At 72.5% G+C, this 15,248-nt stretch carries 13 protein-coding genes and 1 pseudogene; 2 read left to right on the top strand and 12 right to left on the bottom strand.

Annotation, left to right across the window (positions count from 1 at the left end):
* Nucleotides 1-42: 42 nt before the first annotated feature.
* Genes ACFOX0_RS22490 through ACFOX0_RS22470 form a run of 5 tightly spaced genes read right to left on the bottom strand, consistent with a single transcriptional unit; the run spans nucleotide 43 to nucleotide 7,472 of the window.
* Nucleotides 43-3,057 carry a hypothetical protein gene (locus tag ACFOX0_RS22490; protein ID WP_377549302.1) on the bottom strand — a complete coding sequence of 1,005 codons (3,015 nt, stop codon included), beginning with the start codon at nucleotides 3,055-3,057 and terminating at the stop codon, nucleotides 43-45.
* Nucleotides 3,054-4,169 (bottom strand): ATP-binding protein, encoded by a 1,116-nt coding sequence (locus tag ACFOX0_RS22485; RefSeq protein WP_377549300.1) that lies wholly within the window; start codon nucleotides 4,167-4,169, stop codon nucleotides 3,054-3,056. The genes ACFOX0_RS22490 and ACFOX0_RS22485 overlap by 4 nt, the downstream gene beginning before the upstream one ends.
* A gap of 11 nt (nucleotides 4,170-4,180) precedes the next feature.
* Nucleotides 4,181-5,551 (bottom strand): VWA domain-containing protein, encoded by a 1,371-nt coding sequence (locus tag ACFOX0_RS22480; RefSeq protein WP_377549298.1) that lies wholly within the window; start codon nucleotides 5,549-5,551, stop codon nucleotides 4,181-4,183.
* Entirely contained in the window at nucleotides 5,548-6,969 is a 1,422-nt protein-coding gene (locus ACFOX0_RS22475) for a hypothetical protein (protein ID WP_377549296.1), read from the bottom strand. The genes ACFOX0_RS22480 and ACFOX0_RS22475 overlap by 4 nt, the downstream gene beginning before the upstream one ends.
* A complete protein-coding gene (locus tag ACFOX0_RS22470; RefSeq protein ID WP_377549294.1) occupies nucleotides 6,969-7,472 on the bottom strand; it encodes a hypothetical protein in 504 nt (167 codons plus the stop codon). Before ACFOX0_RS22470 ends, ACFOX0_RS22475 begins: the two co-directional genes overlap by 1 nt.
* A 336-nt stretch (nucleotides 7,473-7,808) precedes the next feature.
* Here ACFOX0_RS22470 and ACFOX0_RS22465 point away from each other — a divergent pair, with 336 nt between their 5' ends.
* Nucleotides 7,809-9,215 carry an acyl-CoA synthetase gene (locus tag ACFOX0_RS22465; protein WP_377549292.1) on the top strand — a complete coding sequence of 469 codons (1,407 nt, stop codon included), beginning with the start codon at nucleotides 7,809-7,811 and terminating at the stop codon, nucleotides 9,213-9,215.
* Between the two features lie 25 nt (nucleotides 9,216-9,240).
* Here ACFOX0_RS22465 and ACFOX0_RS22460 read toward each other — a convergent pair whose 3' ends face one another.
* From ACFOX0_RS22460 to ACFOX0_RS22445, 4 genes and pseudogenes are all read right to left on the bottom strand, one after another.
* Nucleotides 9,241-9,762 carry a hypothetical protein gene (locus tag ACFOX0_RS22460; RefSeq protein WP_377549290.1) on the bottom strand — a complete coding sequence of 174 codons (522 nt, stop codon included), beginning with the start codon at nucleotides 9,760-9,762 and terminating at the stop codon, nucleotides 9,241-9,243.
* A gap of 71 nt (nucleotides 9,763-9,833) precedes the next feature.
* Nucleotides 9,834-10,473: pseudogene (locus tag ACFOX0_RS22455) on the bottom strand (cytidylate kinase family protein).
* A gap of 344 nt (nucleotides 10,474-10,817) precedes the next feature.
* Nucleotides 10,818-11,258 carry a hypothetical protein gene (locus tag ACFOX0_RS22450; protein ID WP_377549288.1) on the bottom strand — a complete coding sequence of 147 codons (441 nt, stop codon included), beginning with the start codon at nucleotides 11,256-11,258 and terminating at the stop codon, nucleotides 10,818-10,820.
* Nucleotides 11,259-11,299: 41 nt separating this feature from the next.
* Entirely contained in the window at nucleotides 11,300-12,550 is a 1,251-nt protein-coding gene (locus tag ACFOX0_RS22445) for a helix-turn-helix domain-containing protein (RefSeq protein WP_377549286.1), read from the bottom strand.
* Nucleotides 12,551-12,861: 311 nt separating this feature from the next.
* On the opposite strand from ACFOX0_RS22445, the gene ACFOX0_RS22440 reads away from it, so the two are divergent.
* Complete coding sequence (locus tag ACFOX0_RS22440) at nucleotides 12,862-13,173, top strand: hypothetical protein (RefSeq protein ID WP_377549284.1); 312 nt, start codon at nucleotides 12,862-12,864, stop codon at nucleotides 13,171-13,173.
* 7 nt (nucleotides 13,174-13,180) lie between these two features.
* Here ACFOX0_RS22440 and ACFOX0_RS22435 read toward each other — a convergent pair whose 3' ends face one another.
* The 3 genes from ACFOX0_RS22435 to ACFOX0_RS22425 are packed head-to-tail and all read right to left on the bottom strand — an operon-like array spanning nucleotide 13,181 to nucleotide 15,244.
* Nucleotides 13,181-13,489, bottom strand: coding sequence for a cupin domain-containing protein (locus ACFOX0_RS22435; protein ID WP_377549282.1), 309 nt, complete (start codon nucleotides 13,487-13,489; stop codon nucleotides 13,181-13,183).
* Nucleotides 13,482-14,630: a Gfo/Idh/MocA family protein gene (locus ACFOX0_RS22430; RefSeq protein ID WP_377549280.1), complete on the bottom strand. Its 1,149-nt coding sequence runs from the start codon at nucleotides 14,628-14,630 to the stop codon at nucleotides 13,482-13,484. Before ACFOX0_RS22430 ends, ACFOX0_RS22435 begins: the two co-directional genes overlap by 8 nt.
* Nucleotides 14,627-15,244 carry a hypothetical protein gene (locus ACFOX0_RS22425; RefSeq protein ID WP_377549278.1) on the bottom strand — a complete coding sequence of 206 codons (618 nt, stop codon included), beginning with the start codon at nucleotides 15,242-15,244 and terminating at the stop codon, nucleotides 14,627-14,629. The genes ACFOX0_RS22430 and ACFOX0_RS22425 overlap by 4 nt, the downstream gene beginning before the upstream one ends.
* Nucleotides 15,245-15,248: the final 4 nt, after the last annotated feature.

The following is a 15,248-nucleotide window of genomic DNA, read 5'->3' as shown; positions in this document are numbered from 1 at the left end:
ACAACAAACCTCTCGGCGCTAGTGCGAGACTGGCATTCCCCGTCACGTGTCGAGCAGATCGTCGATGGCGACCGCCGTGTCCGGGTGCCGGGCCAGCAGCGCCGCCGCCGGTCCGGCGGCCGTCGCGACACCGGTCGGACCGCCTCCGCCCGCGCCGGGCACCGCCCAGCCGGGGACGCAGCCGAGCAGCTCGGCGACCGCGTCGCAGGTCGCCGGGTGGCCGGCCAGCAGGTCCACCGCCGGCCCGGACGTCGCGGCCACCGGTGCCGCCGTCGCCGCGGTCGTCGGCGCCGTGGCGGACCACGGCGGAGTCCACCCGTCGAGCGCCGCCAGGCCGGCGGGGAAGGTCCGGCCCGCTTCGCGGATCAGCACCGGCACCAGGTCACCGCCCTGGCCACGCAACGTGGTGATCAGGGTGGGCAGCCACGGCAGCAGCACCGGGTCCGGCAGCCGGGCGAACGCCTTGGACAGCACCTCCACCACGAACGGCGCCAGCCCGGGCACCGGCTCCAACGCCTGCACGAACCCGCTTAGGTACAACGGGAAGGCCGGTACGACCAGCGGGTTGGCCAGCAGCTCGTCGCACCGCTCACGCAACTGCGCCAGGGTCAGCAGGCCGAGCTGCGAGCGGGCCGCCCAGAGCAGGGCCACCTTGGGCGGCGCCTCCGGGTGCGACTGCCGCACGGCCAGTTCGAGCTGGATCCGCTCGCAACCCAGCGACAGGGCCAGGCTCTCCAAGCTGAACAGGAAACCGAGCATCGCGGCCACCTGGCGGGCCGGGGTCTGCTCCTCGGTGAAGGCGGTCGGCAGCAACGTGCAGTACTGCGCGTAGCCGACGGTCACGAAGTCCTCGCACCAGGCCGGCAGCGCCGGCCCGGTGGCCCGGTAGTGGGTCAGCAGCCGGCGGATGCGGCGCAGCACCTCGGGCGCGTCGTCCACCGTCCGCTCGGCGGCCAGCAGCCGCACCGCCCGCTCGCCGAGTTCCTCGACCAGCCGGGGCGAACGCAGGTAGAGCAGGGCGTCCTCGACCGCGGCCAGGGCGGTGGCCGCGGTGGCGTCGGGCGCCCGGACCGCCTGCCGCAGCCGCAGTTCCAGCACCTGCTCGACGGTGACGCCCTGGTAGCCGAGTTCGATGACGTCCCGCTGGTGCCGGCCGATGGCCAGGTCCCAGCTCTCCTGGACCGACCGCTCCCCCAGCCGCCGCTCGCCCATGATCGGCCGGACCGCGCCGGGTGGCAGCAGCCGGCGCAGCGTCCACAGCAGGTCCGAGCAGGGGCGCAGGTGCGGGTCGGCGGTCAGGTCCAGCAGCGCCCGCTGCACCGTACGCTTCTCCAGGTCCAACCCGAGCGGGGCGAGCCGGTCGTACACGTCCCGGGCCAGCGGTGGCAGCGCCGCGTAGCCGACCTGGCCGATCCGGTCGCCGCCGAGCAGGATCTCGCACAACCGGCGCACGTCCCGCCGGCCGGGCACGGTGTCCTTCTCGATGCAGGTCACCGCCGCGTCGGTGAAGTCGTACGGAGTGGGTCGACCACGGTTGCGCAGCCCGGCCAGCAGGATCGACGTCTCGAAGACGGCGATCGCGTCGGCGGTGCTGGCGAGGTAGCCGTTGCCGCGGGCGAGCCGGACGATGTCCACGCACCAGCCGAGCAGCTCCGCCTCGTCGAGGTGGTCCAGCGCCGGTGGGCTGGCCAGGAAGTGCGACAGCCGGTCGGTCACCGGTGCCGGCGCGCCCGCGACCGCCGCCGCCCGCTTGCGGCCGGTCCGTTTGCGGGCACCCTTCGGCCCGGCGAGCTGGAACGGGGTCAGCCCGGACCGGGTGGTCGCCTTGCGCCAGGTCGCCGCGGCGATCGACACCGAACCGGCGGCCAGCCCGAACTGCGCCTCGATGGCCGAGTGGCTGGACGGGATCAGGCCGTACAGCCAGCGGGTCTTCGTCCGGGGGGAGATCTCGTACGTGTGCTCCCCCGCCGAGCCGAACTGCTCGACCCGGCTGGCGGCGTGGAAGGCGCCGCAGACGTACAGGCAGGCCGACCGGTCGACGCCGGAGGTGGCGAGGTGTTCCCGGATCCGGGTCCACATGTAGCGCTCGCGGTCGGCGTCCTCGGTGAGCGGCGCGCCGTCCGCCGGGCGCAGCCGCCGGAACAGGCTGCCGATCAACACCATGACCTGCCGGTACGTGTCGTAGTCGGCGCCGGACAGCGGCTGCTCGACGTACTGGTCCCACCACTCCGACCAGTGCCGCACCTTGCCGTGGTGCAGCAGGTGCTCCTCCAGCTCGGCGAACCGGGGCCGCAGGTCACCGATCTCGACGCCGACCGCGTCACCGTGCAACGCGGCCTCCTCGCCGCCGGTCTCCCCGGCCGCCGGCTCACCCGCGCCGGTACCGGCCGGGGTCCCGGCGTGCGGAGGTCCACCGGCCGGGGTCCCGGCCGGTGGCGTTCCGTCGGGCGGCGGCGCGTCGGCCGGGGTGCCGCCGGGTGCCGGGCGCGGTGCCCACTGGAAGACGTGGTCGGTGGAGCGGTCCACCAGCACCAGCTCGACGCCGGGCGTGTCCAGGGCGTACGCGATGGCCTGGTACTCGGCGGACGCCTCGGTGATCGGCGCGACCACGCTGAGCGGTCCGGACTTCTCCGGAAAGCCGTCCAGGTCGGAGGCGAAGGCCTGCAGGGCCACCGGCAGCCGGCAGTTGCGCAACTCGTCCAGCAGCGGGCGCAGGTCCTCGCACAGCTCCAGGTAGATCACCTTGGGCTGCTTCTCACGCAGCCGGCGGACCATGGCCAGGCCGGAGGCCGGCGAGTGGTGGCAGACCGGAAAGATCTCCACCTCCTCCCGCAGCGCCCGGTCGACGTCGTCGACCAGCCCGGTGAGGATGTCCGGCAACGCCGCCGGCCCGTCGGCGAACGCGACGGCCGCGTCGAGCAACTGCTCCCGCAGCCGCCCGAACGGGCCGGTGCCGGCCGGTCCGAGGCCTGCGCCGGCCGGCGCCTCGTCGGTCTGGTGCGGGACCGGTCCGGCGGTGGCCTCGGCCGGGTCGGCATCCGTGGGGGTCGCCGTCATGACAGGGTGGCGATCGCTTCGCGGCCACCGTCCAGGAAGGCCGGCCACTCGCCACCGTCGGCCTTGCTGCGCGGCTCGACCACCCCGTGCCAGTACTTGTTGAGGATGGCCAGGTCCTCCGGGCTGCGCCGGGCCAACGACCCGACCAGCGAGGCGGCCAGCGTCTGGGCCCGCAGCGTCCGGTCGCCGAAGAACTGGCTGTGCAGCACGGCGTCCTCCAGCACGCCGATCTGCTCGGCGGTGGACAGTGCCGACTCCAGCCTCTCGTCGTCGCTGCCCGCGGCGGCCGAGGCGGCCCGCAGGTCGGCGAAGCTCTGCAGCAGGATGTCCAGCAGCGTGGGCGGCACCTCCAGCTCGATCCGGTGCCGGCGCAGCAACTCGGTGGTACGGAACCGGACGATCTCCGCCTCGCTGCGCTTGTTGGTCACCACCGGGATCCGCACGAAGTTGAACCGCCGCTTCAACGCCGACGACAGGTCGTTCACCCCCCGGTCGCGGCTGTTGGCGGTGGCGATGATCGAGAATCCGGGCTTGGCGAAGACGATGTTGTCGTCGTCCAGCTCCGGGATGGAGATGTACTTCTCGGACAGGATGGAGATCAGCGCGTCCTGCACGTCGCTGGTGGACCGGGTCAGCTCCTCGAACCGGCCGATCACGCCGCTCTCCATGGCCGTCATGATCGGCGACGGGATCATCGACTGGCGGGACTGGCCCTTGGCGATGACCATCGAGACGTTCCAGGAGTACTTGATGTGGTCCTCGGTGGTGCCGGCGGTGCCCTGCACCACCAGCGTCGAGTTGCGGCTGATCGCGGCGGCGAGCAGCTCGGCCAGCCAGCTCTTGCCGGTGCCCGGGTCGCCGATCAGCAGCAGGCCGCGGTCGGAGGCCAGGGTGACGATAGCCCGTTCGACGAAGCTGCGGTCGCCGAACCACTTCTGGTCGATCTGCCGGTCCAGGCCGTCGGCGCGTTCGGAACCGAGCACGAACAACCGGACCATCCGCGGGCTGAGCCGCCAGGAGTACGGCTTCGGGCCGTCGTCCACCGATTCCAGCCAGTCGAGCTCGTCGGCGTACTTGACCTCGGCGGGGGCGCGGAGCGTCTCGTCGGTCATGGTGGATTCTCCTAGGTGAGGAAGTTCTTGAGCTCGAAGACGAGTTTGCGGATGTGGCCGGAGATGACGGGGGTGCCCAGGTCCTTGAACCGCTGGCGGAACCACGGGTTCACGATCTCCCGGTTGGAGCTGTTCACCGAGCCGACGGGGATGAACCGCACCCCCGAGCGGTGCACCGCCTCGATCCCGTCGAACAGCGGCTGGGACCTGTCGAACTCGTAGAAGTCCGAGATCCAGACCATGACGGTGTTGCGCGGGTCGGCGATCTTGGGCCGGGCCAGCGCCATCGCCACCGGCCCGTCGTTGCCGCCGCCGAGGTTGGTCCGCAGCAACACCTCGAACGGGTCGTGCACCCACGGGGTCAGGTCCAGCGCCCGGGTGTCGTACGCGATCAGGTGCACGTCGACCTTGGGCAGCCCGGCGAAGATGGAGGCCAGGATGGTGCAGTTGACCATCGAGTCCACCATCGACCCGGACTGGTCCACCACCACGATCAACCGGGCCGGCGTGGTGCGCCGGGCGGTGTGGCGGTAGTACAGCCGGTCGACGTAGAGCCGCTGGTCCTCGGGGCTGAAGTTGGTGAGGTTCTTCCAGATGGTGCGTTCCAGGTCGAGGTTGCGGAACACCCGCTTCGGCGGCACCGACCGGTCGAGGGTGCCGACGCTGGTCTGTTCCACCTGGGTCCGCAGCACCTCGGCGACCTCGTCGACGAACCGGCGGATCAGCGCCTTGGCGTTGGCCAGCGCCACCCCGGACAGGTTGGACTTGTCCCGCAGCAGTTGCTCGATCAGCGACATGCTCGGGGTCAGTTGACGGGCCAGCGTCGGGTCGGCGAGCACCTCGCGCAGGCGCATCCGGCGGACCAGGTCGCCTTCGATGCCGGCCAGCACCTCACCCATGCCGCCTTCGCTCGGTCGCCCGCGCAGCTGACCCGGCTCGGCGCCGAGCGCCTGTTCGAGCCAGCCGGCGTCGGACTGCCAGCCGGCCAACTGCCCGGCGGTGACGTTGCCCGACCCGGTGGCGAAGACGTTCAGCAGCAGCTTGGCGACCAGCGCGGCGCGGCGCACCTCCGCCGGCCCGGCCCGGTACGACGCCGGGTTGTCCGGTCCGACGGCCGCCGCCGGGCGGTCGCTGTCCTCGGCGGGGTCGGTGCTGGCCATCAGGCCGCGCAGTTCGCCGGCCAGCTCCGGAAAGCGCTGCACGATGGTGTCGACCGAGACCGACGGGTCCAGCAGCGCGGCCGGCAGGCCGAGGTCGTCGACGACGGCCACGCTCGCCGCCTCCAGCGCCGGTTGTTCCTCGTGGTCGAACAGTCGGGCCAGCAGCCGCCAGTAGAGCACCTGGCGCCGGTTCTCGTCGGCGTTGATCTCCGATCCGCTCATCTCCGCAGCAACCGTCCCGCCCGTTCGCGCAGCACCGCCACCGCGTCACCGGCGCGGGCCTCGGCCTTGACCACCTTGGGGTCGGTGGGTCCGGCCGCCCAGTCGCCGGTGTGTACGGCGGTGGTCTGCTTCTTGACGGTGGCCTGTACGCCCAGCGGCTGCAGCAGCCACCGCCCGCCGTCCCAGCGCAACAGGCCCAGGCAGGCCGACGAGGCGCGCAGCAGGGCCGGGGTGAGCGGGCCGCAGCTCGGCAGCCGGTCGAGGTCGACCTCGACCTTCGCGCCGGCCAGGTCGAACTCGACCGCGCCGTCGTCGGTGCGCACGGTGGCCCGGTAACCCTCGACGAGCACCGGTTCGGCGATCCGGACCGGGTGCCGGTCCAGCGGCGGCACGGCCGGGGCGAGCGCGCCGGCGAGCCGCACCCGGGCGGCGGCGAACGGGTCGACCACCTCGTCCGGCCGGGCCCGCTCGTCCCGCCACAGCAGGTCCCCGCCGGGCAGCAGCGGCAGGTCGGTGACCCGCACGGCGCGGCGGTCGGCCAGCGCGCCCAGCAGCACCGGGTAGCGCGCGAACAGCCGCCACACGGCGGGCCCGACGATGGTGTCCACCTTCGCGGCGGTGACCCCGGTGCGGACCAGCCGGGACGGACCGCCGTCGTCGGCTTCGAGCAGCCCGTGCGCCTGGAGCTGGACGGCGGTGCCGTGCTCGTGCACGTCGACGCCGAGGACCAGCAGCCGGCCGGACACCGTGGGACCGGGGCCCGGCGGTGCGCTCCAGCCGCCGCCGTGCGCCAGCAACAGCGCCCGCGCCCACAGGTCGGCCCACCGTCGAACGGGCGGGCGATCCATCGTCGCCACGGGTGCGCAGGCCCGCAGCTCGACCGCGAGGCCGTCGAGCAGGACGGCGAGCCGGCGCAGGCGCGGCTGCGCGTACAGGGTGTCGATGGTCTGGCCGGCGGCGGCGACCAGGTCGTGGTCGACGCCGCGCCAGCCGGCGATGGCCAGCTCGTGCAGCCAGGACCGGGCGCCGCCGAGCACATGGTCGACAGCCGGCCCCGCGTCGGTGTCGGCGGTCGGCGGCTCCCACGGCGCCCGGGAGCGGCCCAGCGCCGCGTCGGCGCCGGCCAGCAGCGCGTCGTGCGCCGCGCCGAGCAGGGCGGTACGCCCACCGGCCAGCGCGGTCAACTGCTCCTGCCCCACCGAACCGGCGGCGACCTTAGCCACCGCCTCCGCCACCGGTACGCCGAGCGGGCTGCCCGCCAGCGCCCCGGCGAGGTCGGTCAACGCGGCCGTCCCGCGCGGGTCGAGGCGACCCAGCCCACCGGTCAGCCCGTCGTCGAACCCGGCCACCAGGTCGAAGGTCTCGTCGAGCCCGGCCGGGCGGCCGGCCAGCAGCTCGGCCAGCTGGGTGCTCAACATCAGCGCACCGCCGGGGTGGACGGGAACCAGTGCAGCTCAGGGATCGGGTCGGCGCTCTCCGGCAGCTCCAGATAGGACAGGTGCCGCAGGAACCGGCTGAACACGGTGGCCGCGGGCGTCCGCTCGGGTCCGCCGCCCAGCTGGGCCAGCAGATCGTCCGGGGTGGCCGAACCGTCCGCGTCGTCGAGACCGAGGTAGCGGGCGACCCGGGCCACGCCGTACTGGCCGACCGCCTCGGCCACCAGCGCCTGCAGGTGCTTGCACAGACCGTTACCGCCACACGGGCGGTTGTTGTTGGTGCTGCACGAGTAGCCGTGGCTGCCGGCGGTGACCGACGAGACGTACACCCGCTGGATGTCCGAGCCGCTGGAGACCACGCCCTGCAACCGGCCGTCGGCCAACTCCACGAACGGGACCTTGGCCAACTTGCGAGGTCGCAGCGGGGGTACCACCCGTACGACGCTGCGCCGCCGCACCGCGGCGCTGTCCTCGTCCTCGACCACTCGACCTCCCCGCCAACCGGCATGCGGACGCCCGGAACCCGGCGGATTTCCCGCCCCGGCCGTCCCTCGACGCCGCTATTTCTACCGCAGGGGTCCGACACCGTAGAGCGCGACGGTCTGGGTGTCCTCCAGCGGATCCGTCGACGGCAGGAGGAAATGGGTCTCGCCTCGCGTCCCGGACCTACACCGTCACCACCCGGCCGGACCGCCTCAGCCCGACGCAACGCCAGGCCCTCGATCCCGGCGGGACGTGACACCGCGACCGGGCCGTCCCGCCGTAGGCTCGGACCGAGTCGCTGTCCCGTCGTCACGCGCGTGCGGTCCGGAGGGTGGAACATGACATTGCTGGCGGCGTTGACCGAGACGCCGGACGAGCGTCCGGACGCGATCAGGGTCGCCGGACGGGCGGTGTCCGGCGACCGGCTGCTGGCCAGCGCGGCGGCCGTCGCCGACGAGGTGCGCGGTCTCGACCGGGTGGCCGTCGAGGCGACCGCCTCGCTGGAGACCGTGGTCGGCGTGGTCGGCGCGCTGCTGGCCGGGGTCACCGTGGTGCCCGTGCCGCCGGACGCCGGGCCGATGGAACGCGACCACATCCTGCGCGACTGCGCGGCGGCGGCGCTGCTCACCCCGGACGGCCGGCCCGCCGACTGGGCCGACCTGCCCGCCGTGCCGACGAGCCTGGACCGGCGTTCGGCGAGCCGGCCACCGGAGCCGGACGCCGGGGACCCGGCGTTGATCCTCTACACCAGCGGCACCACCGGCCTGCCCAAGGGAGCACTGATCAGCCGGCGGGCGATCGCCGCGTGTCTGGACGGGCTCGCCGAGGCGTGGGCGTGGACCCCGGACGACCTGCTCGTGCACGGGTTGCCGCTGCACCACGTACACGGTCTCGTGCTGGGCACGCTCGGACCGTTGCGGGTCGGCGGCCGGATCGACCACGTAGGACGGCCGCGGCCGGCGGCCTACGCCGCCGCCGGCGGCACGCTCTACTTCGGCGTTCCGACCGTGTGGTCCCGGATCGCCGCCGAACCGGCCGCCGCCCGGGCGTTACGCACCGCCCGGCTGCTGGTCTCCGGCAGCGCGGCGCTGCCGGGCGCGGTCTTCGACGGCCTGCGCCGGCTCACGTCGCACCAGGTCGTCGAGCGGTACGGGATGACGGAAACCCTGATCACGGTGAGCGCCCGGGCCGACGGGCCGCGCGCGGCGGGCACCGTCGGCGTGCCGTTGCCCGGCGTCGAGACCCGGCTGGTGGACGAGCACGGCGGGCCGGTGCCCGCCGACGGGGTCGCGATGGGCGAGCTGCTGGTCCGCGGGCCGACCCTGTTCGGCGGCTATCTGAACCGGCCGGACGCGGACGCGGCGAGCCGGTACGACGACGGCTGGTTCCGCACCGGCGACATCGCGACGATCGGGCCGGACGGCCGGCACCGGATCGTGGGCCGCGCCTCCACCGACCTGATCAAGAGCGGCGGGTACCGGATCGGCGCCGGCGAGGTCGAGGAGGCGCTGCTGGCCCACCCGGGCGTCCGGGAGGCCGCGGTGGTCGGCACCCCGCACGACGACCTGGGCCAGCAGGTGACCGCGTACGTGGTGGGCGACGGGGTGACGGCGGCCGAGCTGATCGACTTCGTGGCGCGGATGCTGGCGGCGCACAAGCGGCCCCGACGGGTCCACCTGGTCGACCAGTTACCCCGCAACGCCCTCGGCAAGATTCAGAAGACCCGACTCGGCATCGGCGGGTAGGCCGGAAAGAAGTGACGTCAGGTCGTCATCGCACAGATGTACTGGACGCGGCCCGCGCGATGTCGCGGGCGAGGTGAGAGACACGCAGACCGACCGACCGTAGTCGGCGCAGGTCCGCGAGCGTGTCATGCATGAGCTGGACGTAGAAGTAGTTGACATGCTCCAGGACCGCGAACAGCGCAAAGGCCAGTCCTGGCCAGGAGGTGCGCCCTGGATCCGTCGCCGCGACGTATCCAGTGGCCACGAGGCCAGCGGCCAGGAACAGCGGGTTGACGATGCGGGCCGCGCGAAAGGCAGCCAAAGCCGGAATGTGGCGTCGGCGAACGCTCATCTGATGCCGTTTGGCTACCCAGTACGCGGCGCCCTCGATAAGTAATAGCGCAAACAGGCCGAAGCCGACCAGGTTGGTTGCCGTAGCCGGTAGCCCGACAAGGCCGAACCATACCCCGCCTTGCAGTGGGATGTTCATGAGTTCCAGGGCAGCCAGCGAGCGCAGGCGTCGGCGAACAGTCTGACTGGGTGTGGCGCCGGTGGGGACGGTTTGCACGCTAGCCATTATGGATCATGAGCGGGTGCGCTATACGCCCTGTCATGCCGCGATCCGCGCGCTACTCAGCGTCACGCCGAGCTGACCTGGTTGCCGTCGTGATCGGTCGGGCGGACCGTAGCGAAGTAGAACTGTTGGGAGGGGATGTAACGCTCGCGCCAGCGCCGTTCGAGTTCGGCCCGAGATGACACCCGGCGCTCTCGGATCACGGCACGATCCACGGTCGTCTCGAGCGCGGTCGACACGAAGATGCGCAGGTCCCACCGGTCAATCAGCTCCGGGCGCATGAGGAAGACGCCGTCGAAGACCAGCACGGCGTCGGCGGGGGCAGTCATGACCGGTGGGGACAGCGCGGTGTCCGCTGTGCGGTCGTAGACCGCGTGTTGGAAGCGTCGATCTCCGCCTAAGCCGAGCGGATCGAGCAGAAATTGGTTCAGGGCATCGTAGTCGTGGGTGTCGAAGTAGCAGCCTTCGGCCGAGTACTCGCCGCGCGGGTAGCGCTGTGCCCGGGGAAAGAGGAAATCGTCGATTGTCGCGCGGATGACGTCGCGGCCCTGTGTGCGCAAGACGACGGCCAGCTCGTCGGCGAGGGTGGTTTTTGCCTGCGGCGGGCGGTCCGTCGATGGCAACCCGCGTCGGGTGGGCGACTGTGACGGACCCGACTGCCTCAGCCAAGCGGCCGAGCATCTCGTCGCGGGTGCCTTGGTCCATGTCCTGCCCCGTCCTACCCGCTCGGCCGACACCCGCGGGAACCTCGATGACCGTTTCCTGGACCCGCGTTCCTTCTGGAAGTCTGCGCCGAACCGCGACCAGTTGGCCCTCAGCCATGACCGAGCAATTATCAGCCCTCACGGTCAGTACGGCATCCAGATCGCCCGCCGCGTCATCAGACGAAGATCGTGGATGCAGATCTCGCCGCCAGCACCATGCTCCGTGTGACTCACCGTGATAGCGGACGAGCCATGAACGCGAATACAAGACAGTTGGATTACGCGACCCTGCCAGTCGGGCGTTACCAGCAGTACGTCCCCGTAGGTCTCCGGTGCGATCGACTGTCACTCGCGGTACGCGCCAGGTGGCCATACCACCGAGACTGGAACGCCCTTGTCCCGCGCGTATTCCACAACGTCCGCCGTCCCGCCGTACGCGCGTGCCGGCTCGCCGTTCCACACGGCGATGAGGTGGTCAGCTCGATCCACCATGACGCGGCTGGCGTCCATGTGAGCCTCGGCCGTCGACTCGCGATGGGCGCAGCGATGCACCGCCCGGGCACGGCTGAGCAGTTCGTCATACCGGGGCTTGTCGGCGTCGGGCAGCCCGTCCCGGTACTCCTGCGCGGGCGCGATCACCTCCAGAAGCCCGCCGCGATCGAGGACGGCCGCAGCGAACAACTGATCGGCCCCGTCCGCCAGGCAGGAGAGTCCGACGAGGCCCTCCCCCGACGGGACGAGCCTGCTCAGTTCAGCGTCGATGCCGGCGACGACCAGTGCGGCCACCTCCGGCGGCAGCCCACGATGACCCGTTACCGCTATCGTCGTCAGGACTCCTCCCGGTATCTGGAGTGCAGGCGCTCGTCCAACTCCGCCACCGCACGGGTGGACCGTCGGGACCCGAGGGTGGTGCGGAAGGTGGCCACGGCTCGGATCACCCGTTCCGAGTCGTACGCCCGACCGACGTCGAGGGCCTGCGCAGCGACCCGACACGCCTCGTCGACGTCGCCGGCCTGCGCGAGGACTTCGGCCCGCAGAACGTCCGTAACCGCCCGGGGCTTCGGTGCCTGATTCGGGTCCACCACTCGCAGCGCTCGCCCGGCCACGTCCGCTCGGCCGAGCTTCGCCGCCACCTGCACCCGGACTGCGGCGATCTTCCGCTCGTCGAATCTGAAGATCCACGGCCAGACCGGCTCGTCGTAGGCGGCTCGGCCAAGCCTCGCCTCGGCGTGATCCAGCCTTGCGAGAGCGCTTCGGTCCCTGAGCTGTGCGAGCGCCAGGGACTCGACGGCGTCCATCCAGATCGAGGCGATGGCGGGAGCGGACCGAGGCAGCCGGCGGCGGGCATCCGCGACCAGCCGGACGCTGTCGGTGGCGTCGCCGCAGTTCGCCGCGTGCTGACCCATGCTCGCCTGCATGTACGCGGGCAGGAGCGGATGGCCGGACCGCTCGGCCGCCCGTACGGCGAGCAGGTAGTGACGTCGGGCGTTGGCGCGATCCTCCACGTCGACGTACAGCCACGCGGCCAGGCCCGCCGTCTCACTCAGCACCGCGTACAGCCGTCGGGTGTGCGCGGGCGAGTGTCCGGTGCTCGTGGCGAGTTGTCGGACGAGGGCCAGGTGCGCGCCGACCGGCGCGATGAGGCTGCGGGACGGGAGACGCTGTTCCAGTCGCCGGTAGGTGGCGGACGGAATCGTCAGCAGCCGCTCGTCGTCGTGCGACTCGGTCGGGACGGCACCGTCGACGGTGCCGATCAGGGCGAGCCCCGAGGCGGCGGCGCCGGTCAGGAGTTGGCGGCGGTTCGTGGCGTCCTCCCGGTCGTCGAGCAAGCCCGCGAGCGCGCGGGAAATACCCAGGCCGTCGCAGAGGGCTCGCACTGTTCGGATGCCCGGCTCCCTGCTCCGGCCGTTGACCAGCCGGGAGACGTGCGGCTGGGAGATGCCAACCGCTACCGCGATGTCGGTCTGCGACGCCCCGGTTTCCCGGACGAGGACCTGGAGCACCGTCGACCAGTCACCGGCCTGGAGTGCGCGTCTGATCTCGGGCCGGTCGAGCATCTCCGACGGCGTCTCGATCAATGCGGGTGGTCCTCAACGCGCGGCAGCATCACGACAGGACGCTCAATCTTCGGGCTGGCGGCAACTCGTCGCCGGATAGCACGGTGTCGGGCTCTTACGGTTCCCACTATGCCCCCGCTGTCGGCGGCCGGTATACCCGCAGGTATAGCGATCATCGCCCACACCTCCGGGTGTAGCGATGGCGGACTGTCATCGGCACGCTCCACATTGTCGCCGACGTCAGACCGACGCGGAACACGTGACCGGGGTGTCGACGGCGGCAGCCCGACTTCCCGTATCCACGCCTCGAAGCTGGAGCGAAGACCATGCCGATGAGTTCTGACCGCCGCCCGACCCCGGAGATGACCGATCTTGTGGACGCCGTGCGCCTACTGACCAAGGAGCCGTCACTGGGTCCCGCGCTGATCGTGCGTACCCCCGAGGGCACGTACCTGATCAGCCCGGACGGGTCCGGCGGGAACGCCCGCAACCACTACGTCATCTCGCGCGGACAGCTCGGCCTGCTGATGTGGGAGCACAACGAACTCTCGGACGACCTCGCCGACCCGGAACGGGCGGCCAGGGTCGCCGCCCTCGTGGCCGCGTTCCGCCCACCCGGCTGCCGGGAACCCGGGGACGGCTGAGCGGCCGTCACTCCTGCAGGTGCATCCAGGTGAAGACCAACGGCACGTCGCCGTCGCTGATCAGGTGGTGGTCCTCGCCCGGCTCGATCAGCAGCACGTCCCCGGCGGTGAACCGGTCGGCCGCCGCGCCGTTGATCTCGATGGTGCCGCTGCCCTGGTAGATGCAGAACACCTCGGGCACGGTGTGGGTGTGCGTGCCGGGCTCGTCGTGGGTGCGGAAGCCGGGCTCGTCGTACCGGCGGAAGCCACCCCGGTCGACCAGCCGGCCGGCCGGTATCGCGCCGCCGACCACGTCGGCGAAGGCGAGTTTACGCATCTGAGGACTCCTTCTGTCGCAGGTCGAGGACCGTCCGGTAGGGCGGCACGGCCCAGGGGATGTCCAGTTCGGACGGCAGGGCGCCGGTCTCCACGACCGTACGCAGGGTGGTGTCGACGCCGGCGAGCGCCAGGCCGTCGCCGTCCGGGTGCGGCACCAGGAAGCCGGCCGGGATCGCCGCCGGGGCGGGCGCGGCGGCCAGCACCTCCAGCAGCGCGGTGAGCGGCCGGGTCCGGGCCAGCGGCGCGACCAGCGGCACGCCGGTGGCCCGGTGCGCGATCAGGTTCTCCAGCAGGTCGACCCGGCCGGCGGGCGGCCGGAAGTCGGCGGCGCCGGGCGAACGCAGTCGGTCGGTGGGGTATTCGAGTACCGCGCCGCCGGCGTGGATCTCGCCGCGGACGAACGGCACCGCGCACAGGGTCACCGCCACCAGCACTGTCGTGCCGGCCCGGTCGGTGAGCCGCAGACAGGCGGTGTCCTCGACCTCGATGTCCCGGGTGCGATACCACTCCAGCTCGACGGTGACCGGGCCGGCCGGCCAGCCCAGGCCGGCCTCGGCGACCGCGAGGGACTGCATCACCGCGTGCGCGAACGGGTTGGCCAGCGCGCCGTCGGCGACGAACCGCCCGTCGATCCGGCGCCGCCCGGCCCACGGCGACCGCCGCCAGTAGCTGTCCGGCCGCCACCACGACCCGAACGCCGCGACACCGACGGAGGCCGGAGCGGCGTGGCGTGCCGCCGCCACCAGGTCGGGCAGGGCGGCCGAGCCGAGCGCCTGGAAACCCACCTGCCCGGCCCGCCCGTGTTCATCCAATGCGGCCAGCAGCACGTCGTGCTCAACGAGCGACGACACCGGCGGCTTCTCCAGCAGCAGGTCCGCACCGGCGGCGACCGCGTCGAGGGCGATCTCCAGGTGGGTGTGCGGCGGCGTGCAGACGATCACCACGTCCGGTCGGGTCTCCGCCAGCAGCGCCCGGTGATCGGTGAAGACCGGCACGTCGCCCGGTTCCTCGACCGGTCGTACGTCGCACAGGGCGACCGGTTCGACGACCCCCTGCGCCGCGAGCCGGGTCAGGTTGCGCCGGTGGTGCAGGCCGTGGCCGTTCGCGCCGATCAGCGCCACCCGAGCCGGGCCGTTCACCGGGCCTCCCCCACGCCGAACCGGCGGGAGACGGCGTGCAGCGCGGCCAGCGCGTAGCCGAGCAGGATCGGCACCGCGGCCGGGGTGATCAGCAGGCCGATCAGGACGACCAGGGCGCCGACGCCGGTGGTGGCCGCCCAGCCGGCGGGTCGGGCGGTGCAGTCGGTGGCCGCCGCGCGGGCCGCGGCCCGCCAGCCGCGCCCGTCACTACCGCCGACCCCGACCACGACCAGGCCGAGGTAGCCGACCAGGGCCGCCGCGACCGTCGCGGTGACGACGAGCAGGGGCGGCCCGCCCGGCACCGCGCCGCGGGCCAGCGCGACCAGGTCGGCCACCAGCGCCACCACGCCGGCCAGCACCAGCGGGCCCACCACCGCGCCGGGCAACAGGCCCCGGCGGAACCGCTCGACGGTACGGCGTACCGGTGGCCAGTTTCCGTCGGTGGCCCAGTCGTGCACGGCGGCGCTGGCGGTGCCGAACGCCGCGCCGGCGGTCAGCACCGGCAGCGCGGCGAGGGTGGCCAGGATGCCGAGCAGCGCGAGGTCGGCGGCGTCCCGGGCAAGGTCCCGCCAGTCCCGGCGAACGGTCGGCTGGACTCCAGCGTCGACGGACATCGCG

The sequence above is a fragment of the Micromonospora zhanjiangensis genome (genome assembly GCF_042650605.1).
Taxonomy (GTDB): Bacteria; Actinomycetota; Actinomycetes; order Mycobacteriales; family Micromonosporaceae; genus Micromonospora_J; species Micromonospora_J zhanjiangensis.
This window is presented reverse-complemented; position numbering and strand designations above follow the sequence as displayed.